This window comes from Williamsia sp. Y853 (genome assembly GCF_056786495.1).
This window is the reverse complement of the sequence record NZ_JBXCJC010000004.1, coordinates 99,123-120,671: the sequence shown is the minus strand read 5'-3', so window position 1 is coordinate 120,671 and position 21,549 is coordinate 99,123. Positions and strand designations below refer to the sequence as shown.

Annotated in this window: 20 protein-coding genes; 13 read left to right on the top strand and 7 right to left on the bottom strand. The window is 63.5% G+C overall.

The window, feature by feature from the left end; all coding sequences use genetic code 11:
- Positions 1-46: 46 nt before the first annotated feature.
- The 4 genes from AC1TPF_RS21080 to AC1TPF_RS21065 all read left to right on the top strand — a co-directional run bounded on the left by AC1TPF_RS21080 (position 47) and on the right by AC1TPF_RS21065 (position 4,966).
- Positions 47-760, top strand: coding sequence for a phosphatidylserine decarboxylase (locus AC1TPF_RS21080; protein ID WP_482141164.1), 714 nt, complete (start codon positions 47-49; stop codon positions 758-760).
- A complete protein-coding gene (locus AC1TPF_RS21075; RefSeq protein WP_482141166.1) occupies positions 757-1,686 on the top strand; it encodes a CDP-alcohol phosphatidyltransferase family protein in 930 nt (309 codons plus the stop codon). Before AC1TPF_RS21080 ends, AC1TPF_RS21075 begins: the two co-directional genes overlap by 4 nt.
- A 19-nt stretch (positions 1,687-1,705) precedes the next feature.
- A complete protein-coding gene (locus tag AC1TPF_RS21070) occupies positions 1,706-3,946 on the top strand; it encodes an AAA family ATPase (RefSeq protein ID WP_482145207.1) in 2,241 nt (746 codons plus the stop codon).
- Positions 3,947-4,123: 177 nt separating this feature from the next.
- Positions 4,124-4,966: a mycofactocin-coupled SDR family oxidoreductase gene (locus AC1TPF_RS21065; RefSeq protein WP_482141170.1), complete on the top strand. Its 843-nt coding sequence runs from the start codon at positions 4,124-4,126 to the stop codon at positions 4,964-4,966.
- On the opposite strand, the gene AC1TPF_RS21060 is transcribed toward AC1TPF_RS21065, so the two are convergent.
- Both AC1TPF_RS21060 and AC1TPF_RS21055 read right to left on the bottom strand, forming a co-directional pair.
- A complete protein-coding gene (locus tag AC1TPF_RS21060; RefSeq protein ID WP_482145206.1) occupies positions 4,959-5,867 on the bottom strand; it encodes an FAD binding domain-containing protein in 909 nt (302 codons plus the stop codon). The two genes, AC1TPF_RS21065 and AC1TPF_RS21060, sit on opposite strands and share 8 nt — an antisense overlap.
- Before the next feature lie 10 nt (positions 5,868-5,877).
- Positions 5,878-7,248, bottom strand: a complete 1,371-nt coding sequence (locus AC1TPF_RS21055; protein ID WP_482141479.1) for an ABC transporter substrate-binding protein — start codon at positions 7,246-7,248, stop codon at positions 5,878-5,880.
- Positions 7,249-7,666: 418 nt separating this feature from the next.
- Between AC1TPF_RS21055 and AC1TPF_RS21050 the strand changes: the two genes are divergently transcribed.
- Positions 7,667-8,512 carry a mycofactocin-coupled SDR family oxidoreductase gene (locus AC1TPF_RS21050; RefSeq protein ID WP_482141173.1) on the top strand — a complete coding sequence of 282 codons (846 nt, stop codon included), beginning with the start codon at positions 7,667-7,669 and terminating at the stop codon, positions 8,510-8,512.
- A 94-nt stretch (positions 8,513-8,606) separates the two neighbouring features.
- Here AC1TPF_RS21050 and AC1TPF_RS21045 read toward each other — a convergent pair whose 3' ends face one another.
- Complete coding sequence (locus tag AC1TPF_RS21045) at positions 8,607-9,212, bottom strand: TetR/AcrR family transcriptional regulator (protein ID WP_482141175.1); 606 nt, start codon at positions 9,210-9,212, stop codon at positions 8,607-8,609.
- Positions 9,213-9,381: 169 nt separating this feature from the next.
- On the opposite strand from AC1TPF_RS21045, the gene AC1TPF_RS21040 reads away from it, so the two are divergent.
- Positions 9,382-10,656: a cytochrome P450 gene (locus AC1TPF_RS21040; protein WP_482141177.1), complete on the top strand. Its 1,275-nt coding sequence runs from the start codon at positions 9,382-9,384 to the stop codon at positions 10,654-10,656.
- A 5-nt stretch (positions 10,657-10,661) separates the two neighbouring features.
- The gene (locus AC1TPF_RS21035; protein ID WP_482141179.1) at positions 10,662-10,868 is read left to right on the top strand and encodes a ferredoxin; all 207 of its coding nucleotides are present in this window, start codon (positions 10,662-10,664) and stop codon (positions 10,866-10,868) included.
- 66 nt (positions 10,869-10,934) lie between these two features.
- Here the strand turns inward: AC1TPF_RS21035 and AC1TPF_RS21030 are convergent, their stop codons facing one another.
- From AC1TPF_RS21030 to AC1TPF_RS21020, 3 genes are read right to left on the bottom strand one after another with little or no spacing between them, the layout of a single operon-like run.
- On the bottom strand, positions 10,935-12,398 hold the full coding sequence (locus AC1TPF_RS21030; protein ID WP_482145205.1) for an aldehyde dehydrogenase family protein: 1,464 nt from the start codon (positions 12,396-12,398) through the stop codon (positions 10,935-10,937).
- A 46-nt stretch (positions 12,399-12,444) separates the two neighbouring features.
- Complete coding sequence (locus tag AC1TPF_RS21025) at positions 12,445-13,275, bottom strand: mycofactocin-coupled SDR family oxidoreductase (protein ID WP_482141183.1); 831 nt, start codon at positions 13,273-13,275, stop codon at positions 12,445-12,447.
- A gap of 2 nt (positions 13,276-13,277) precedes the next feature.
- Complete coding sequence (locus AC1TPF_RS21020; RefSeq protein ID WP_482141185.1) at positions 13,278-14,054, bottom strand: carboxymuconolactone decarboxylase family protein; 777 nt, start codon at positions 14,052-14,054, stop codon at positions 13,278-13,280.
- A gap of 80 nt (positions 14,055-14,134) precedes the next feature.
- On the opposite strand from AC1TPF_RS21020, the gene AC1TPF_RS21015 reads away from it, so the two are divergent.
- Entirely contained in the window at positions 14,135-14,818 is a 684-nt protein-coding gene (locus AC1TPF_RS21015) for a TetR/AcrR family transcriptional regulator (RefSeq protein ID WP_482141187.1), read from the top strand.
- On the opposite strand, the gene AC1TPF_RS21010 is transcribed toward AC1TPF_RS21015, so the two are convergent.
- Complete coding sequence (locus AC1TPF_RS21010) at positions 14,793-15,215, bottom strand: hypothetical protein (RefSeq protein ID WP_482145204.1); 423 nt, start codon at positions 15,213-15,215, stop codon at positions 14,793-14,795. The genes AC1TPF_RS21015 and AC1TPF_RS21010 overlap by 26 nt on opposite strands.
- Before the next feature lie 255 nt (positions 15,216-15,470).
- On the opposite strand from AC1TPF_RS21010, the gene AC1TPF_RS21005 reads away from it, so the two are divergent.
- From AC1TPF_RS21005 to AC1TPF_RS20985, 5 genes are read left to right on the top strand one after another with little or no spacing between them, the layout of a single operon-like run.
- Positions 15,471-18,356, top strand: a complete 2,886-nt coding sequence (locus AC1TPF_RS21005; protein WP_482145203.1) for a Na+/H+ antiporter subunit A — start codon at positions 15,471-15,473, stop codon at positions 18,354-18,356.
- Entirely contained in the window at positions 18,353-18,946 is a 594-nt protein-coding gene (locus AC1TPF_RS21000; RefSeq protein ID WP_482145202.1) for a Na(+)/H(+) antiporter subunit C, read from the top strand. Before AC1TPF_RS21005 ends, AC1TPF_RS21000 begins: the two co-directional genes overlap by 4 nt.
- Positions 18,943-20,556, top strand: a complete 1,614-nt coding sequence (locus AC1TPF_RS20995) for a Na+/H+ antiporter subunit D (RefSeq protein WP_482145201.1) — start codon at positions 18,943-18,945, stop codon at positions 20,554-20,556. Before AC1TPF_RS21000 ends, AC1TPF_RS20995 begins: the two co-directional genes overlap by 4 nt.
- Positions 20,553-21,287 (top strand): Na+/H+ antiporter subunit E, encoded by a 735-nt coding sequence (locus tag AC1TPF_RS20990; RefSeq protein ID WP_482141197.1) that lies wholly within the window; start codon positions 20,553-20,555, stop codon positions 21,285-21,287. The genes AC1TPF_RS20995 and AC1TPF_RS20990 overlap by 4 nt, the downstream gene beginning before the upstream one ends.
- Positions 21,284-21,547, top strand: a complete 264-nt coding sequence (locus tag AC1TPF_RS20985) for a monovalent cation/H+ antiporter complex subunit F (protein WP_482141199.1) — start codon at positions 21,284-21,286, stop codon at positions 21,545-21,547. Before AC1TPF_RS20990 ends, AC1TPF_RS20985 begins: the two co-directional genes overlap by 4 nt.
- Positions 21,548-21,549: the final 2 nt, after the last annotated feature.

Below are 21,549 nucleotides of genomic sequence, written 5' to 3'. Positions count from 1 at the left end.
TCGGCACCGGCCGCGGCTCCGGCCGATGGCCTGGAACAATAACGCCATGGCCAGACGCCCCACTCCGACAGACGCCGAGCCGAGTACCGGTCTGGCTCACATCGCAGACCTCATCCGCGAGACCGTGCCGCCGCTGCACCGAGCCGGAATCCCGTTTGTCGCGGTTCCGGCCGCCATCGCCGTGGCCGGGCGCAAACATGGGTGGATCCGCACCCCGGCCACCGTTGCCGCGCTCGCCACCGCCGCGTTCTTCCGCCACCCGTCGCGGGTGCCACCGAACGCGCCCGGTGTTGTTGTCGCTCCGGCCGACGGGCAGGTCGCCCTGGTCGATCACGCGGCCCCACCCGTCGAACTGGGACTCGGCGACACCCCGCGTCCCCGGGTCTCGATCTTTCTCTCGGTCTTCGACGTGCACGTGCAGCGGATTCCTGTCGCAGGCAAGGTCGAGGCGATCGAATACCGATCCGGTTCGTTCGTCAGCGCCGACCTCCCGGCGGCCAGTGAGGCGAACGAACGCAACTCGATGCTGATCCGCACCGCCGACGGCGCCGAACTCGCCGTGGTCCAGATCGCCGGACTCCTGGCCCGCCGCATCGTCTGCGACGCCAAACCAGGTGATGAGGTCACACTCGGCGACACCTACGGCCTGATCAGGTTCGGATCCCGGGTCGACCTCTACCTTCCCGAGGGCACCCGCCCGCTGGTTGCCGTCGGGCAGCGTGCGGTGGGCGCGGAAACCATTTTGGCGCAATTGAAATGATTGCCTACGGACGGGGCGAAACCCAACGCACAGCCTCCCGCCGCGTCACACCGACAACCGGCCGTCGGCGGCCGAGTCGAGCCGGAACGCTGAACACCGGCAAGCTGCTGGTGCCATCTGCGTTCACCGTGCTGGCGATCTGCGCCGGTTTGTCGGCGACCAAGTTCGCACTCGACGGCCGGGTCGACCTGTGCGTGGCGATGATCGCCGCGGCGGCTCTGCTCGACGGCATCGACGGACGGATCGCGCGACTGCTCGGCGCGACAACCAAGATCGGCGCCGAACTCGATTCACTCGCCGATGCCATCAACTTCGGTGTCGCGCCCGCACTCACGCTGTACGTGCTCATGCTGCAGGGCAATGACGCCGGCTGGTTGCTGTCGCTGATCTACTGCTGCGCAATCGTTTTGCGACTGGCCCGGTTCAACACCCTGATCGACGACGATGACCGGCCGCAGTACACCAAGGACTATTTCGTCGGCGTACCCGCACCGGCGGCCGCCCTGATCGCGATCCTGCCGATCGCGCTCGACCAGCAGTTCGGCTCCGGCTGGTGGACATCGGACATATTCGTCGGCGGATGGATGACCTTCACCGCACTGCTCGCGGTGAGCCGACTGCCCACCGCGTCGCTGAAATCGTTTGCGGTACCACCCAATGCACTGGTGCTGGTGCTGATCGGGGTGGCGCTGGTCGCCGCGGCCCTGCTGACTTACCCGTACGCTCTGATGTTCGCCGCCATCGGCCTCTACCTGATCCACATCCCCTTCGCCTGGCGCACCAAACGCTGGGTCGCCAGCCGCCCGGAGACCTGGGATTACCATCCGCGGGAACGGCGTGCCGAGCGCCGCGCGATCCGCCAGGTGCGTCGCGGACGGCCGACCCAATCCGCGGCCCGTCTCGGATTGCGGCGGCCCGGGGCCTGATACCGGTAGTTTTGCTTCTGTGACATCCGAATCCGCGGCCGCTGATCCCACCCACACCGGATCACCGCAGCTGACACTGACCGCACGACTCAACCTGTCGGCCGCCGAGGCCCGGCGCGGCATCGTCCGGGTGCACCCTGAAGTGCTCACCGGCCTGGCATTGCGCGAATGGGATGGCGTTGCGGTCATCGGATCCCGGACCACCACCGCGGTCATTGCCGCGACCTCTGCGTCCGAACCGACAGGTATCGCCCTGCTCGACGAACTGACGTTGTCGAATGCCGGGATCAAACCCGATGCGCCCGTGGTCCTCGCACCGGCCGTGGTCCATGGCGCCACCCGCATCGTGGTGCGGGGTTCGTCCCTGACCTCTGAGTCGGTCGACGAACGAACACTGCGCCGGGCCCTGCTCGGCAAGGTGGTGTCGGTGGGCGATGTGGTCTCGTTGCTCCCCCGCGACCTCGGCCCCGAGTTCGCCACCTCCGAGGCCACCCGCACCCTGGCACGTTCGGTCGGCATCACCTGGACCAACGAACTGCTGACCGTCGTCGCCGCCGAGCCGGCAGGCCCGGTGAGTGTGCAACCCGACACCGCTGTGCTGTGGGCCGACCGCACGAGCACAGCCACGAACCCGACGCCGACCCCGAGCGCACCGATGCGGGTACAGACTCCGAGTACACCGGCGCCACCCGTACGCCGGGTCGATGAACTGGTCGGCGTGGATGCCCAGGTCGGCAAGCTCACCGAGTGGATCGGCTTGGCACTCGACAACCCCGAATTGCTCACCGCGCTCGGCGCGCAGGCACGGCTCGGCGCGATCGTCACCGGTCCACCCGGAGCGGGCAAGGCCACGGTGGTCCGGGCCGTGTGTGCCGACCGCAACCTGATCTACCTGGACGGTCCGGTGACTGGCGCCCTGGAGTCATCCGCCCGGCTGGCCGCGGTCAGAGATGCTGCCGACCAACTGGTTTCATCATCCGACGAGCGCGGATCAGTCCTGCTGATCAGCGACGTCGAAGCACTGCTGCCCGCAGAGGCCGATCCGGTGTCCGCCTTGATCCTCGACGCGCTGCGGACCGCCATCACCGCGTCGCGAGTCGCCTTGATCTGCACCAGCTCCCGGCCGGAGAACCTCGATACCCGCCTGCGCGATCCAGAACTCTGTGATCGGGAACTGTCAATCGCTCTTCCGGACAACAAGATCCGGCGAGGACTGCTCACCGCACTGCTGACCGACGTTCCCACCGAGACCATCGATCTCAGTGACATCGCCTCCCGAACACCCGGCTTCGTTGCCGCGGACCTCGCTGCCCTGACCCGCGAAGGTGCGCTGCGCGCCGCCGCCCGCAGCGCGCGAGATGGCAAGCCTCCCAAGCTGACCGAGGCCGACCTCAGCGGCGCATTGGAAGTGATCCGGCCGGTGTCACGGTCGGCCTCACCGGAGGTTGCCGTCGGTGGCATCACCCTCGAGGACGTCGGCGACATGGTCGAGACAAAGCAGGCCCTGACCGAGGCCGTCCTGTGGCCACTGCGACATCCCGACACCTTCACCCGTCTGGGCGTCGACCCGCCGCGCGGTGTGCTGCTCTACGGCCCTCCCGGCTGCGGCAAGACCTTCGTGGTGCGCGCACTCGCCGCATCCGGGCAGCTCAGTGTCCACAGCGTCAAAGGTGCTGAACTCATGGACAAGTGGGTCGGCAGTTCGGAAAAAGCCGTCCGGGACCTGTTCGACCGGGCCCGGGAGTCCGCACCATCGCTCATCTTCCTCGACGAGATCGACGCGCTCGCGCCACGACGAGGGCAGTCCTCTGATTCCGGCGTCGGCGATCGGGTGGTCGCGGCCCTGCTCACCGAACTCGACGGCGTCGAACCGCTACGTGATGTGGTCGTCCTGGGCGCGACCAACCGACCCGACCTGATCGACCCCGCACTGTTGCGGCCCGGCCGGCTCGAACGCCTGGTGTTCGTACCACCACCAGACGCCGAAGCCCGCGGCGACATCCTGCGGACCTCGAGCCGGTCGGTACCGCTCGCAGAAGGCATCGATCTCGATGAGCTCGGCGCCGATCTGGACGGATACTCCGCGGCCGACTGTTCGGCGCTCTTGCGCGAGGCGGCGCTGGCCGCCATGCGTCGCAACATCGACGCCGCCACCGTGACGGCCGAAGATGTGGCCGTCGCCCGGGCAAGGGTCCGCCCCTCGCTCGACCCAGATCAGGTCGAGAACCTGCGGCGATACGCCGACAAACGCGGCGCCTGAACGCCGCAGAATACGTCAAACCCGACGCACCTGAGATCGATTTCGCCTGTTCGGTCAAAACGTTGACATGCTGACCCGTTTGGTGGAAATGTGCTGAGCGAGTGTTCAGCATTTACGTAAACAGTCGGCTCTGAGCGAGAACCGACGATGAGTCGATCTCGAAAGGGTTGGTGCACGATGGCGGGACGTATGGAGGGCAAGGTTGCCTTCATCACGGGAGCAGCGCGCGGGCAAGGGCGCAGCCACGCAGTGCGTTTGGCACAGGAAGGTGCCGATATCATCGCAGTCGACATCTGCGGACCGATCTCCGAAGAGGAGGCCGTGATCGCGGTGTCCACACCGGAAGACCTCGCCGAAACCGTCAAGCTCGTCGAGGACCTCGACCGCCGGATCGTTGCGGTACAGGCGGATGTCCGCGACTACGACGCTCTGAAAGCCGCCGTCGACAGTGGCGTCGAACAACTCGGGAGGCTTGATGTCATCGTTGCCAATGCCGGCATCGGCAACGGCGGCGAGACCCTCGACAAGACGAGCGAGCGCGACTGGCAGGAGATGATCGACGTCAACCTGTCGGGCGTCTGGAAGTCGGTGAAAGCCGGTGTTCCGCACCTGATCTCAGGGGGCAATGGCGGATCGATCATCCTGACCAGCTCGGTTGGCGGACTCAAGGCCTACCCGAACACCGGCCACTACATCGCCGCCAAGCACGGCGTTGTCGGGCTCATGCGCAGCTTCGCCGTCGAACTCGGAGAGCATTCGATCCGCGTCAATTCTGTGCACCCGACCAATGTGAACACTCCGATGTTCATGAACGAGGGCACGATGAAGCTGTTCCGTCCCGATCTGGAGAACCCGGGGCCCGACGACATGGAACTCGTCGCGAAGTTCATGCACGTGCTCCCGATCGGCTGGGTCGAACCCGAGGACATCAGCAACGCGGTGCTCTTCCTCGCCTCCGACGAAGCCCGCTTCGTCACCGGTGTGACACTGTCCGTCGACGCAGGCAGCTGCCTCAAGTAGCCGTCCCGGTATCGCGAATATCCACGAGGGGCGGGAAATCGGCCCCTCGTGGATATTGCGCTTCGTGAACTGCACGGCGCCACGCACGTGCCACCATCGCGGCTCCCGTACGTCCGCGATGGGCATTGATGGCCGACAGCCCCGAAATCGCTTCAGAACCAACCTCTTCGGGACAGATCTCCTCCACATGCGAACCCACAACCGCCAGTTCGGCAACAAGAGCCCGCACCACCGACGGGGCCAGACCGAACAGTGCGATCGCGCAGTGGTCGACGCGAGAGTAGGCGTCGAGCCAGATGACCACAGCTGCACCCGCCACTGCGAACTCCCCGCTGCGCCAGACGAACTCTTCGATGGCGTACCCGCTTCTGCCACAGCGGATCGGAACCACGATCCCGGTCAGGAGTTCGTCATCGGCCAATGCGGTTCGCCACGGGCCGACGAAGAAGTCCGTTGCCTCGATCGTGCGATTGCCACGAGGCGAGATCGCCTCGAACTCGGCATCAAGCGCCAACGCCACCGCGGCGTACTCGGCCGCAGCATCGGCATGGGCGATCGATCCGCCGATCGTTCCCCTGTCGCGAATACCGGAATGGCCGATCAGAGGAGTCGCACGCGAGAGCAATGGCACATTGGTCCCGATCAACCCCGATCGTCCGATCGCGGCATGCGTTGTACCCGCGCCGATCCAGACCGAATCCGGACCGATGTCGAAGCCCTGCATTTCGGGTATGCCACGCAGATCAACCAGGTGGGAGTACTCGACCAACCCCATCTCCATCATCGGCAGCAAACTCTGTCCACCGGAGACAGCGGTCGCGTCGTCACCCAGCTCGGCGAGGAGGGTCACCGCTTCCGCCACTGTGGACGGTGAATGATATTCGGCTGCCATCGTTTTCACGGCACCCCACTCATTTGACGTCGCTCATGCTCTTACCTACGTCGGCCAGAGTGAGGGGGGTGCCGTAGGTCTCGGTGTATTTGTACGGGGCAACGTCACATCGGTACGGGCCGTTGTCGGGTTGAAAGTCTGCAGGCTCCCATCCCGCACCGGTCAGTCGTTCGACGTTGAAGCAGGCTGACGGCGGCGTCGGCTGCGCCAGATTCACAGGCGCGTGCAGACCCCCACCGGTCCAGGCGGTTTCCTTCTTCGCGGTGTCGTGAAGGCAGGTACGTGTGAGGTCGTCCCCGCACTTGGCGGCCGATGTGGCAAAGAGTAGCCAGGAGGACATCGCGCGCATCGCCGGATGTGTCAGCTCTGCACCGGGGGCATATTTCGCCCATAGGTCCTTGAGCTGCTTCATCGCCGGCGCGTCACTGCTGAGCGGCAGATTTCCGCCGAGGTCCACGTAGTTGTGCTGATAATCCGCGGAGTTGCCCACCAAGTCGGCGAACTGCTGCCCGTAGGCGTTGTTGTTCGCATCAATCCAATCGAGCTTGTACTCCATGGACGTCAGCACGCTCTCCAGTTTGGCCAACTGCGAGAACTCACCATAGAAGATCAGTCCCTTGACACCCTTGCTCTTCAAGGCCTGCGCGTACGGTGTCCAATCCGAAACGCCCATAGCCGGATACAGATCGTTGTAGACAAACACCCCACCGGCCGCTTCGGTGGACTCAACGGCCTGCTCCCCCATGAGCTTGGTGACCGGCGAATCTCCGTTGATGATTCCGACCGCATCGGCCGAATCGGGATGGGCATCGTTGATCAACCACTGGCGGAACCCGAAGAACGGGTCGTAGCCGGGCACCTGAGTCGGATCCGCACTGATCTCGAGATCAGAACCCACCGACGACAATTGAGCGACCTGCGCAGGGAAGCTCGGCAACAGACAAGAGACCCGTTCCTTCACTCCGAGGCCGTCGAGTGCACTACCACCGCCGACAAGAGCAAAATCCTCGCGACACGCCTCCAACATCTGCTTCCGTACATCCATCAGCTTCGAGTCGCGGGTGGTGGCCGTGATCTTGCGGCCGCCGATGCCGCCCAACTCGTTGCACCACGACGTGAAAACCTTCGCCGCATTGACGAATTCGGCATTCTTGTTGAACCCCACGTCAGAGAAGACACCGACCCCGATCGCATCGGCCGTCACACCCTGAGTCGGCGAGGCAGACATCGAACCCTGCTGACACACATCCGACAGATCGCCGAAGTCGGCCGAAACGGCGTCTGAAGACGAACCCGAGGTGCCGGTGCTGTCGCCGTCGGCAGTTCCACCCCCGCCCCGGTCGCCACAGCCGGCCACCAGCAGAACAATCGCCACCGCGGCGACAAACATACGATGTGCAGTCACGATTTTCCTCCTCGGAGAGCATCCGGGTTGTGAGGCATGAGGGAAGAGCAGCGGCGGTGCGCAAGCCGCGTACGGTCCGAAAGGAGGGATCGGAGATGGTCCGTCCACTACCCGGCAAAGCTAGCTCTCCCGCATCGAAGAATCAAGCATTTCGCGAAATTTGTCCTGATCGATCGATCATATTTATGCGGCACTCGACTATGGAGGGCCCAGAGTATCGACGCTCAGATACCCCGATCTTGCTATTAGACCGGCTATTCCGTGTTCTTCGGCAGGATTGTTGCCGAGACCCCATCGTTGACAGAACAACCCCACAGTGACAGAGTCCTGATCGAGTGATCAGTTTCCTGTCGGCGAACAATTGGATCGACGGGCAATCAATTTCGAAAGGATCGGTGGGACAATGGCAGGACGCATGGAGGGCAAAGTCGCCTTCGTCACCGGAGCAGCGCGTGGGCAAGGGCGAAGCCACGCTGTGCGCCTGGCACAAGAAGGTGCCGACATCATCGCGGTCGACATCTGCGGGCCGATCTCCAAAGAGGTCGAGCCACTGATCGCGGCGTCCACACCGGAAGACCTCGCCGAGACCATCAAGCTGGTCGAAGATCTGGACCGCCGAATCATTGCCAGCCACGTCGACGTACGCGACTTCGACGCACTCGCGTCGGCGGTCGACAAAGGTGTCGAAGAGCTCGGCCACCTCGATGTCATCATTGCCAACGCAGGCATCGGCAACGGCGGCGAGACCCTCGACAAGACCAGCGAGCGCGACTGGCAGGAAATGATCGACGTCAACCTGTCGGGCGTCTGGAAGACAGTCAAAGCCGGTGTGCCACATCTACTATCAGCAAACAATGGCGGATCCATCGTGCTGACCAGCTCGGTCGGCGGCATGAAGGCCTATCCGAACACCGGCCATTACATCGCCGCCAAACACGGCGTCATCGGACTCATGCGCAGCTTTGCCGTCGAACTCGGACAGCACTCGATCCGAGTCAACTCGGTCCTTCCGACCAATGTGAACTCCCCGATGTTCATGAACGAGGGCACGATGAAAATGTTCCGGCCCGACCTGGAGAACCCGGGCCCCGACGACCTCGAAGTCGTCGCAAGGATGATGCACGTTCTGCCGATCGGCTGGGTCGAACCCGAAGACATCAGCAACGCGGTCCTGTTCCTCGCCTCCGACGAATCCCGCTACGTCACCGGCACATCGCTTGCCGTCGACGGGGGAAGTCTCCTCAAGTAACACCTCGATCGATTTCAGAGCTGCGCGGCATGTGCGAACCCCCATACCGCGCAGCTCTGATCAACCGACAAATCCAGGGTAGATCTCTCGATACTCATGCGTTGTGCTCCGGCGAAGATGCGGAGGAGTACTCGTCGATGAACCGCTCGATGAACGCCACGAGTTCGGCATGGCCGGCAGTGACGCCGACAGCTTCCTCGTTGCGGAGGTTGCGAGCCATACCCGTCAGGATCATCGACATCACCACCGGCGGATACTTTTCCAAGTCGACGCCACGAGCCCGAAGAACCATGGTCACCGCCGCGGTCTCGATGTCGCGAATGCGCTCGGACGACTTCTTCAATTCAGCACTGATCACCTTCCGGTGATTGGCCAGTGCCATGAATTCGGTGTTCAGCTTGGTGGCCCGGGCATCGCCACTGACCAGCCACAACGCCCGCAGTGGATCATTCTGTTCCAGCGCGCGACGTTGACGCTCGTACGTGACCTCGGCGCCTCCACGGACCACGGCGAGAAACAGGTCGTCCATCGTCGGGAAGTAGTAGTACACCAACGCCTGCTTGACGCCTGCCCTGGCGGCGACCTTCCTGGATGTCGCCGCGGCGTAACCCTCTTCGAGAATGACCTCGATCGTCGCTTCCATCAAACGGGTGCGGGCATTGACCGCATCCGGATCACGCTTCGTGCGTGGCGTTGCCATTCAGCGTCCCCCGCCGACAAAGACGCGTACGGACTTCAAGCATCGCGAGCCCGAACACGATCTTGACTTCAAATTCACTCCCGCACTATGCATGACTCACTGTAACATTCTGATCGATCGATCAATTTTTGCTTCGGCAGTCTCACAGCCCACCACCGAAAGGCCTCCGATGGTTGACATCACCAAGGCAGACTTCTTCAGCGAACCCGCACTGGCGGACGACCCGTATCCCTATTTCGACGAGCTGCGGTCTCGGTGCCCGGTACATCCCATCGCCATGCCCCGTGTCATGGCCGTCACCGGCTACGAGGAAGCCATCGAGGTCTATCGGGACCCCGAGGTGTTCTCTGCCTGCAATTCCGTTGCCGGCCCGTTCCCACCGCTCGAGGGCCAGCCCGACGGCGACGACATCAGCGACTATGTCGAGCAGAACCGCGAGCACTGGTTCTTCCACGAGTACCTGATCACGATGGACGGCGCGCCACATGAGCGCGAACGGGGACTGCTCCGTCGCATCATGACCCCGCGTCGTCTACGGGAGAACGCCGAAGCGATGTCCGCCATCGCCGACCAGTGCCTCATCGAGGATGTTGCGACTGGCGCCAGCGAGGTGATCGCCGACTATTCCCGGCCCTTCACCACTCTGGTGATCGCCGACCTGCTCGGCATGCCGGACGAAGATCGCGAGAATCTCCGCATGAGCAACTTCAAGGCCAAAGTTGTTGGTGCGCTGGGTGGCTCAGAAACCGTCGAGACCAACCTGCTCGAGTATTGCGAAGAGCGATTCATGGAGTACGTCATCGATCGTCGCGAGAACCCACAGGAGGACGTACTCACCCAACTCGCAACCGCCACCTATCCCGACGGCTCCGTTCCGGAGCCCGAGGTGGTCGTACGATTGGCATCTTTCCTCTTCGGTGCCGGCCAGGACACCACCGCACGCCTGATCGGATCTGCGCTTCGCATCATCGCCGAAGACCAAGAGCTGCAGGCGAAGTTGCGTGAAGACAAGAAGGTCATAGCACCGTTCATCGAAGAGGTCCTGCGACTGGAAAGTCCCACCAAGAGCGACTTCCGGTTCACGAAGATGGCCGTCAACCTCGGGGGCGTCGACGTGCCGCCCGGTACGACCCTCATGGTCCATCCAGGTGCCTGTAACCGCGACGACCGCAAGTTCGAGAATCCGGATGTGTTCGACCTCGCTCGCGAAAACAACAGGGAACACATCGCATTCGGCCGCGGGGCGCACACCTGTCCCGGAGCGCCCCTGGCACGCGCGGAAGCCACCGCCACGGTCGAACGCTACCTCGCGAACACCGGCAACATCGCCATCAACGAGGACAAGCACGGACCGGCAGGCAATCGCCAGTACAGCTACGAAAAGACTTTCCTGCTGCGTGGTCTTTCAGAACTCCATCTGCTCTTCACCCAACCCGGGGAGTGATGGACATGACCACATCGCGTCCAAGGCTCACCGTCGACAAGGATCGTTGCGAAGGCCACGCACTCTGTGTCCAGACCGCGCCTGACATTTTCGACATCGGCGACGACGACATGGCCATCTGGGTTGAGTTTCCTCCAGAAGGATCCGAGAAGTCGATCCGCGCGGCGATAGCCGTCTGTCCCCGCCAGGCGATCAGCATCGAGGAACGCTGAACAAGGCAGGAGCAACCAGAACCGGCGACGAGATGGCTCGTCGCCGGTTCTGGTTGAACGACAGTTTCACATACCGATTCGAATGTTCTTGACCTGCAAGAACTCGTGGAGTCCTTCCAGTCCGCCTGCGCGGCCGGTGCCACTTTGTTTGTAGCCGCCATACGGCCCCTGAGGCGAGATGTCGCTGTTCCTGTTGATCCACACCGAGCCCGACTCCAGTTGCCGCGCAACACGATGCGCGCGTGCAAGGTCGGTCGTCTGAACGTACGCATTCAGACCGAAAGTGGTGTCGTTCGCCAGAGCGACGGCTTCTGCCTCATCGGTAAAACGCATCACCGACACCACCGGTCCGAAGGTTTCGACAGTCGCCAACGGCGATGTGTTGTCGACATCGACGAACACTGTCGGCTCGATGTAGAACCCGGAGCCGAGGTCACCACCGATCCGATGACCTCCGGTGATCAGTTCACCCATCTCTTCTTCAACAGCACGGTCGATCACACCGAGGATCCGGTCGGCCGCAGCCTGGCTGACCACGGGGCCGACCAGGGTGGCCGCGTCGAAAGGGTCCCCGATCGGCGCAGCCGAGATCACGTTCAGAAATCGCTCGAGGAAGTCATCGTAGACGCTGTCCTGCACCAGGATCCGACTCGCACATGCACAACTCTGCCCTGATTGGCCCAAAGGGCCCTGCCAAGCTGCAAGGATCGCCGCCTGGTCGAGGTCGGCATCCCCGAACACGATGTCCGCGGATTTGCCACCCAACTCGGTGGCCACCGGAATGAGATTGGGTGCGGCGGCGGCGATGATCTTGCGGGCCGTGTCGCCGCCACCGGTGAAGTGGATTTTCCCGATCCCGGGGTGACGGACAAGCGCGTCGCCACCCTCGGGTCCCGACGGCAGCACGTTGACAAGCCCTGGCGGCATTCCGACGTCGAGACACAGCTCGCCGAACCGCAGAGGGCTGAACGGCGACAACTCCGATGGTTTGAGAATTACCGCATTCCCAGCGGCCAAGGCGGGAGCAACGTTCAGGCCGACGACCACCATCGGGCCGTTCCATGGCGCGATGATGCCGACCACGCCATAGGGCTCACGCTCGATGAGATTGATGTCGAACCTGCTCGATACCGGGGTGCTCGACCCATGAGCCTTGTCGACGTACCCGGCGTAGTACCGAATGAAGCTCTCGGCAAGCATCACGTGACCGGGGCTGGTTCGAACCGGCACGGCAAAATCGTGAACATTCAGGCGCGCCAGTCGATCAACGTCCTGCTTGACGGCGTCGGCAAGGTCGAACATGAGATCACGCCTTTGCGCCGGGGGCATGGAGATCCACTCACGCTGGGCCTCTCGCCCCGCTGACACTGCACGATCGATCTCGTCATATCCGGCGAGTTCGACAGTCGCATTACACAACCCATTCGCCGGATAGATGTGATCGTACGTCCCGCCCGACGACCCGGTGACCCGATCACCTCCGATCAACAACGCCGAAGGTAACGCTTCAGAAACCGGTATTGTGCTCATGCTTCCATCCAATCCATCCTGCGGTCAGAGTTGCCGATACGCATGTTCAGCGGATCATGAAGCCCGCGTCCAGGGCCCATTCGGTTCCGGTGATGAACTTGGCTTCGTCGGAGACCAGGAAAGCCACTGCGTTGGCAACATCTTCGGGCTCGAGCATCTGAATCGGGAGTGCGTTCTGCATTCCCGAGATGGAGTTGGAGCCACCGGCCGATGCTTCCTCGAACAGCTTCGTCATGGCCTCGTTCATCGTCATACCACTGGCCACACCCGTCGGATGAATGGTGTTGACCCGAATCCATTCGGGTGCAAGATAACTGGCCAGTCCCTGCATGAGCCCGACAAGTCCGCGTTTGGCGGATGCATAGGCCATGCCACTGGCATTGAGTGATGCCGACGCCTTCAATCCCGCAGTGGAGCTGGTGATCACGATCGATCCGCCACGGCCACCTTCGCGGAGCGCGGGCAGTGAGGCACGGACGGTATGGAACACCCCGGACAGGTTCGTGTCGATGACGTCGTTCCAATCGGCGAGGAAGTCCTCCGATTCCGGTCCCATCCTGATGATCCCGGCGTTGGCGATCACGATGTCCAGCCGTCCGAACTCGGCCAGCCCCTCACCAAATGCAGCCGAAAGCTCCTCGTAATTCCGCACATCCGCCTTGCGGGCGACGATCCGGCGATCCTGCTGCTCCACAAGCCGCACGGTTTCGGCCAGATCCGCCTCGCTTGCATTGGGGTACGTCATCGAGTCGACGTTCTCGCAGATGTCCACAGCGATGATGTCGACACCTTCGCGTGCCAACCGCACGGCGTGAGCGCGGCCCTGCCCACGGGCGGCACCGGTGATGAACGCAACGCGACCTTCAAGTCCTGACATTTTCACGCTTCCTTTTCCAGTGGCCGGGCGATCCTTGCCCAGGCTTGTTCCGCAACTGCATGGAGAGCTTCACCTTTGGCGAAGCCGGAGTACGCCGACAGTTGGAGCACAACCTCGTCCATCTCGGCCTTGGTGATGTCGCCGGATTCGAGGGCCGATCCGGTATGCGACGTCAGTGGCAACGCCGAATCACACACCGCCACAGAGGCAACGGTGATGAATCGTCGATCACGCCGACTGAGACCGGGGCGCTGCCAGACGTGTCCGAATACAAAGTTCAGGATGCCGGCGTGCATGTACGGCGTGTCGGGACCGGGAGCCTCGATCAGATTGACGTCACGGAACTCCTGCACGCCACGCTCGATCCGCTCGTCCCAGTCGGACAATCCCAATTGCGTGTTCTCTTGCGGGGCCACCACACCCGAGCGGCCCCGGCCCTGCTCCAATATCGCCCACTGCCGTCGCACAACGCCCTCGAGGTGTGACGCCTTGGGCCAGCCGTTGTAGACCGCGAAATGCAGGACGAACTCCAGCATCTCGTCGATGGTGATGTCACCGCTACTCAGCGCGGCGATGACCTGATCCTCGATCGGCTGCTGCGCGTCGGCGGCGCCGACACAGGTCAATGTGACCCAGCGGCGGTTGCGGCGGCTCAATCCAGGCCGCGCCCACACCTCGCCGAAGACAAACCGCTGCTGCGCATCAACGAACGGGGTCGAGCCGATCGGGGGGGCCGACATCATCACGTCGCGATAGGCGGAAGGAGCCAGATTTTCCATTTTTGGTACTCACTTTCAGGTCGAGTGCCTGAACTTTAAGTCCCTAGACCTAATTTTGTCCATCATGGTTTCATGGTCTGATGTCGATGCCCCCGGTCGGTCGGTCCGCCAAACAGCAACTGGTGCTCACCGCCGAGCGCCTTTTTGCGGTCCACGGAATCGACGGGGTACCGCTGCGCCAGATCGGGACCGAAGCGGGCATGGCGAACAAATCGGCAGTGCAATATCACTTCGGATCAAAAGAAGGCCTGGTCGAGGCCATCCTGGTCAACCGCCTCGACGATCTGGACCGCAGGCGGGCACTGCTCCAGGCCCGAACACCCGCTGACGACTTGCGCGGGGTGATCGAGGCACACCATCTACCGTTGATCGAACTCGCCGAAGACGAAGACTGTTACTACTTGCAGTTCCTCGAACAACTCGGACACAAGGTCCACCCCTTGGACAGGCTTCCCTCGTCCAATCGGACAGTCGAGGACGCGTACACCGCACGGGTCGACTCACTGATCAGTGACATACCAAAACGTTTGCGGGAAATACGGATTCGCCAGGCATCGGCGACAAGCCTGCACGTGTGCGCGGATCGGCATCGCACCCGCATGCTGGGGCTACGGGTTCCGCCGTATGCGGTGCATGTGAGTCAGCTACTGGACAGCTTGATGGCGCACCTCGTGACCCCGCCGTCAGCGGAGACTCTCGCGGCCCTGGCCGCCTGGCCACAATCAAAGAGCAGACGGGCTACGACTGCGACACCTGATAGGTGATGGCCGTCGGGCCGCTGACCGATGCCTCGGTCGTGCCGATCACCACGGTGTAACGCTTGCCGTCCGCCTCGGCCACAAAACCCTTCACGGACTCGGCGCCTTCCTGGCGCTGGAATTGCTCGGTGAAACCACCGTCGAGAAGTTGCGTCGACGCGTTGTCGAACGGGTCGCCCGCGTCGGCCCGGCCGGCCACGGTCAGGTTCCAGCCGTCCTTGGCCGTGCCTCCGACAGCCAGCACCGCACCCTCGATCACCGGCACCTGGGAAGGGAAGTCACCGGGCAGCGCCAGCGATCCTGCCGACGTCGAATCGGCCTCTTTGTCGTCGCTGCCGCACGCTCCGACAAGCAACATCAAACCCGCCAGGATCAGCATCACAACCACGCGCACCCGAATCATGGAGACAGACTAGGTGGTGAGGTCGTCAACTGTCCTACCGACCGGCGGACAGCTTTACGGTGACCTGGGCGATTACTTGCATTCGGAAACGAATCGAAGCCCGAATACGGCACCTAGCAGCAGCAACGGTAGACTGGACCGCAGAGAACGAGGCCGAACACCCCACAGCAGGTAGCGCGACAGCAGGTATCGCGCAGTTTGTTCCCTGAGGCCTCGTGCGCCGACACACCGCCCACCTGATCGACGGAGTGCCCCTTGATTGCAGTCCTGGCCGCCTTGGCCATCACGGCTGTGCTGGCGCCTGCGATCATCACCTGGCTGGGCAGGCGCGGCTTCTACGTTCTGGCCCTGGCACCCTTCGGCGGGCTCATCTGGGTCTTCGCGAACTGGCCCGACGAATCCCGTGGCATCCGCACCGAGTCGATCACCTGGGTGCCCGCACTGCAGATGAACATCGACCTGCGATTCGACACCCTGGCCGCGATCATGTCGGTCCTGGTCCTCGGGGTCGGAGCCCTGGTGCTCTGTTATTGCGCCGAGTACTTCACCGAGACCCGGCGCCGGGTCGCCGGCTTCGGTGGCGAGATGGTCGCATTCGCAGGTGCCATGTTCGGCCTGGTCTGCAGCGACAACATGCTGGTCCTCTACATCTTCTGGGAATTGACCACGGTCCTGTCGTTCCTACTCGTCGGCTTCTACGCGGTACGCGCCACCAGCCGTCGCGCCGCCACCCAGGCACTGCTGGTCACCACGGCAGGTGGCCTGGCCATGCTGGTCGGCATCGTTCTGCTCGGTGAGATCGCCGGCACGTACTCACTGTCGGAGATCGTCGCCGACCCGCCTGCCGGAACGTCGGTCACCATCGCGATCGTGCTGATCCTGATCGGCGCCCTGAGCAAGTCCGCCATCTTCCCGTTCCACTTCTGGCTTCCTGGCGCGATGGCCGCACCCACCCCGGTCAGTGCCTACCTGCACGCCGCGGCGATGGTGAAGGCCGGCATCTTCCTCGTCGCCCGACTGGCACCGGGATTCTCCGACCTCGTGTCCTGGCACATCCTGGTCGTCGGCCTCGGCATGCTGACCATGCTGCTCGGCGGCTTCCGTTCCCTACGCGAATACGACCTCAAACTCGTGCTGGCCTTCGGTACCGTCTCGCAGCTCGGCTTCCTGATGGTGTTGGTCGGTATCGGCGATGCCAATGTCGCGATGGCCGGGCTCACGATGCTGGTCGCACATGCCCTCTTCAAAGCCGCCCTGTTCATGGTCGTCGGCATCATCGATCACTCCACCGGTACCCGCGACCTGCGCAAGCTCGCGTGGCTCGGCTCCAAGTCCCCGTGGCTTGCCGCGATCGCGACGCTGGCCGCTGCCAGCATGGCCGGGCTGCCGATCACTCTCGGATTCGTCGGCAAAGAGACCGCCTTCTCGGAGATCTGGGATACCGGCGCGTTGAACTCCTGGCAGGGACCGGTTGTGGTGGTCGTGCTGGTGATGGGTTCGATTCTCACCGTTGCCTACTCGCTGCGTTTCCTCTGGGGCGCGTTCGGCCGCAAGCGCAAGTCGACGCCGAGTCCGGCTGTCGCGCGCCTGCACAAGCCGACTGCTGCATTCCTCATCCCGGCAGGCGTCCTGGCTTTGGCAGGCGTCGTATCCGGCCCGCTCGCCGGCCTGATCGGCGAAAGCTTCGAGCCCTACGCCGAGACCGTCCCCGACTACGGCGAGAAGATCGTCCACCTGGCGCTCTGGCACGGATTCAATCTGCCGTTGGCACTGACCGGAGTCGCCGTGGTCGGTGGCATCGCTCTGTTCGTGCTGGTTCGCGAACTGGGTCGCCTCGGATTCGTGAAGCCGGCACTGGGCAACGCCGACCGGATCTACGACGCGGTCCTTCGCGGCGCAGATACCCTCTCGGTCAACCTGACCCGTAACACCCAGCGCGGCTCACTGCCGCGGACACAGGGCATCATCGTCGTCACCCTGGTGCTGCTACCGACCATCGTGCTGTTCGTCGGTTCGCGAAACCGGCTGGAGCTGAACGGGTTCGAATCACCTGTTCAGCTGGTCATCGGCGGCATCATGGTCGCGTCCGCGATCGCGGCCACCGTATTGCGCAATCGCCTTGCCGCCGTGTTGGTCGTCGGCGTCACCGGCTACAGCTGCGGTGTGTTGTTCGCCCTCCACGGCGCACCCGATCTGGCGCTGACGCAGTTCCTGGTCGAAACACTGACGCTGGTCATCTTTGTCCTGGTGTTGCGCAAGCTGCCTGCCGAAGCCGAGACGCGGCACGCCACCGGCTTCAAGCCGCTGCGCGCGCTCCTCGGCCTGGCGTTCGGCGCGCTCCTGGTCACGGTCGGCCTGTTCGCCGCGGCCGCCCGCACCACGATTCCGATGTCGACCGAGTTGCCCTACGCCGCATACAAGTACGGCAACGGCTCCAACACGGTCAACGTCCTGCTGGTCGACATCCGCGCCTGGGACACCCTCGGCGAGATCTCCGTCCTCCTGGTGGCCGCGACCGGTGTCGCCTCGATGGTCTTCCGGCACCGGCGGTTCGGATCGGCCCCCAGCGTCGCCGACGCCACCCGCGATCAAGCGCCGCGCACCGAATACGACGGCACCCAACAGTTCGGTGAGCGGACGACCTGGCTACGCGGCAGCAACTTCCGCGATCCGCGGCACCGGTCGCTGGTGCTCGAGGCCACCACACGGCTGATCTTCCCGACGATGGTCGTGTTGTCGCTCTACTTCTTCTACGCCGGACACAACGCGCCCGGCGGCGGATTCGCCGGTGGTCTGACGATGGGACTCGCCCTGGTGCTCCGGTACCTCGCGGGCGGCCGCTACGAACTCGGCGAAGCCATCCCGATCGATGCCGGCCGAATCCTCGGTATCGGACTGGGTCTTTCGGTGGCCGCGGCGGTGGCCTCGGTCTTCGTCGGCGCACCAGCACTGTCATCGGCGACGATCGAGTTCACACTCCCGATCTTCGGCGACGTGAAACTGGTGACCGCACTGTTCTTCGACCTCGGCGTCTACTTCATCGTTGTCGGCCTGGTCCTCGATGTACTGCGCAGCCTCGGCGCCCGCCTCGACGAAGACGCTCCACGGGTCCGCCGCGAGACACAGGAGGTCGACGCATGAGTGTCAACCTCGGACTACTCATCGTGGTCGGCCTGATGGCAGCCTGCGGCGTGTACCTGCTCCTCGAACGCAGCCTCATCAAGATGCTGCTCGGGTTGTTGTTGGTCGGCAACTCGATCAACCTGCTGATCATCACCATCTCCGGCGGAATGGGAAACCCCCCGATCATCGGACGTAGTTCGGGGGACCGAACTCAAGACGCCGATCCGCTGGCGCAGGGCATGATCCTGACCGCGATCGTCATCACGATGGGCATGGCCGCGTTCATCCTGTCGCTCGCCTACCGCAGCTTCATGATCAACACCGACGACGAGGTCGACGACGATCCGGAAGATCTGAAGGTCCAGCACCAACGCAGCGCGGACGCACCCGACCGCGACCGCAGCGACGACCCGGTCACCGGCCTCGACACCAGGCGCGGCGACATGTTCGACGATGCAGGCAATCCGTTGACCGAAGAGCAGATCAAGGCCCGTCGCGCCGAGATCTACGAAACCGACATCCTTCCCGACCCCGACGACCTCGCCGACGAAATGGCGGCAGATCTCGAGGAAACCGCGCCGGACACCAGAGGGGGCTCAGACACATGACGTTGTCGAATGCCTGGTTCCCCACGCTGATCGTGGCGCCGGTGCTGGTTCCGATGATCGGCACCGTGCTCACGCTGATCATGGGCCGCTATCCCCGTTTTCAGCGTGTGGTGACCATCGTGGCGATCTCGATCGCCTTCATCTCCGCCTGCCTCTTGCTGTATCTGACCAACCGCGACGGTACCTACGCCCTGCACATCGGTGGCTGGGATTCCAAGGGCGGCGATCTCGGCCCATTGGGTATCACGCTTGTCGCCGACCAGCTCTCGGCCCTGATGCTCGTGGTCTCGACCGCGGTCCTGCTCTGCGTCATGCTCTACGCGGTCGGCCAGGGTATCCGCGACGGCACCGTCGACCAGCCGGTCTCGATCTTCCTGCCGACCTATCTGCTGCTCTGCACCGGAGTCTGCAACGCCTTCCTCGCCGGCGATCTGTTCAACTTGTACGTCTCGTTCGAAGTACTGCTGGCAGCCAGCTATGTGTTGCTGACGCTCGGTGCCAGCGCGGACCGGGTACGGGCCGGTGTGTCGTACGTGATGGTCTCGATGGTCTCGTCGCTGGTGTTCCTCGCGGGCATCGCGTTCGCCTACGCCGCCACCGGAACCCTGAACCTGGCCGAGATGGCGATCCGCCTGCAGAACGTACCCGATGGCACCAAGGGTGCGCTGTATGCGGTGCTGCTGGTTGCCTTCGGCATCAAGGCGGCCGTGTTCCCGCTGTCGACCTGGTTGCCCGACTCCTATCCCACCGCTCCGGCGCCGGTCACCGCGGTGTTCGCCGGCTTGCTGACCAAAGTCGGTGTGTACGCGATCATCCGGGCCCACACGCTGCTGTTCCCGGGCGGTTCCATGGACAAGGTCCTGATGGTGGCCGGATTGCTGACGATGCTGGTGGGCATCTTCGGTGCGATAGCCCAGTCCGACATCAAACGACTGTTGTCGTTCACACTGGTCAGCCACATCGGTTACATGATCTTCGGCCTCGCGCTGTCCACAGAGTTCGGACTGTCCGGCGCAATTTACTATGTGGCGCACCACATTCTGGTGCAGACAACCCTGTTCCTCGTGGTCGGACTCATCGAGAGACAGGCCGGCTCCGCCTCACTGCGCCGCCTGGGTGGTCTGGCGGCCAGTCCCCTACTGGCAGCTCTGTTCTTGATCCCGGCACTGAATCTCGGTGGCATCCCGCCGTTCTCCGGGTTCATCGGCAAGGTCGCGCTCATCGAAGCCGGCGTCCAGGACGGCAGCGTGCTCGCCTGGTTCCTGGTCGTCGGTTCGGTCGTGACCAGCCTGCTCACGCTCTACGTGGTGGCCCGGGTTTGGACCAAGGCCTTCTGGCGCCCGCGCGCCGACGCCCCCGAAGGTGACATGGCCGATGCCGGCCCCTCGCCGCTGCTCGACGGATCCGACGCCGATGACGTCGCCTTCGACGACCGTGTGGATGTCGGCCGGATGCCCATCGGCATGGTGGTCCCCACCATCGCGATGGTGGTCGCAGGCATCATCCTGACCCTGTGGGCCGGACCCATCTTCGAGTTCACAGATCAGGCCGCCGCCGATCTCACCGACTCGAGCATCTACCTCGACGCCGTGCTGGGAGGTGGCCGGTGACCGGGCCAACCGCATCGTCACGACCACAACCGCCGTCCCCGCGCGGTCCGATACGTGCGCACCTGGTGAACGCCTGGCGGTTCACCGTCATCTTCATCGCCTGGCATCTGACCAGGACCGGGATCCTGATCAGGAACCGCATCCAGATCAAGCGATGGTTCGGTTCGGACCGCCGCGAAGTCGCGGTCCGGGTGTGGACGATCTCCTGGCTCGCCTTCGTCTGGGTTCTGCTCTGGGGTACGTTCGACCTCGCCAACGTCATCGCCGGCATCGGCGTCGCGATCGTGGTACTCATCCTGCTGCCGCTGCCGCGGGTCCCGGTTGAAGGCCGCATCCACCCGTTGACGGTGGTGGAGTTGATCTCCCGCCTACTGATCGACCTCTTCAAGTCGAGTTTGCAGGTCGGCTGGCTGGCGATCCGGCCCGCCAAACCACCCCTGAGCGCGGTGTTGCGTGTCCGGCTTGCCATCAAGTCGGACCTGGTACTGACCCTTGCCGTGGACTATCTGAATCTGGTGCCCGGAACCATGGTGGTCGAGATCGACCACAGCCGCCGACTGCTGTATGTCCATATCATCGACGCCAGCTCACCGGAAAAGGTGAAAGCCTTCCACGAGCAGGTCGAAACCGTCGAACGATTGTTCATCAAGGCCTTCGAACGCGATAGTGAATGGCATGCCAGCCCGTACCACGGAATCGACGACGACTACACGAGCGGAGTCATGAAGTGAACGTTGTCTGGATCATCGCTGCCTGTCTCCTGCTCTCCGCGTCGGTGCTCACCACCGCACGCATGCTGATCGGCCCCGACACGCTCGACCGGCTCGTCGCACTCGACACCGCGGTGGCGGTGGCGACGTGTTCACTGGCGGTGTGGGCGGCCTACTCCATGGACTCGACTGTGGTGTCCGGGATTGTCGCGCTGTCGCTGCTCGGCTTTGTCGGAACCGTTGCGGTCGCCCGCTTCCGCGTCCGGGACAACGAGGTCTAGCG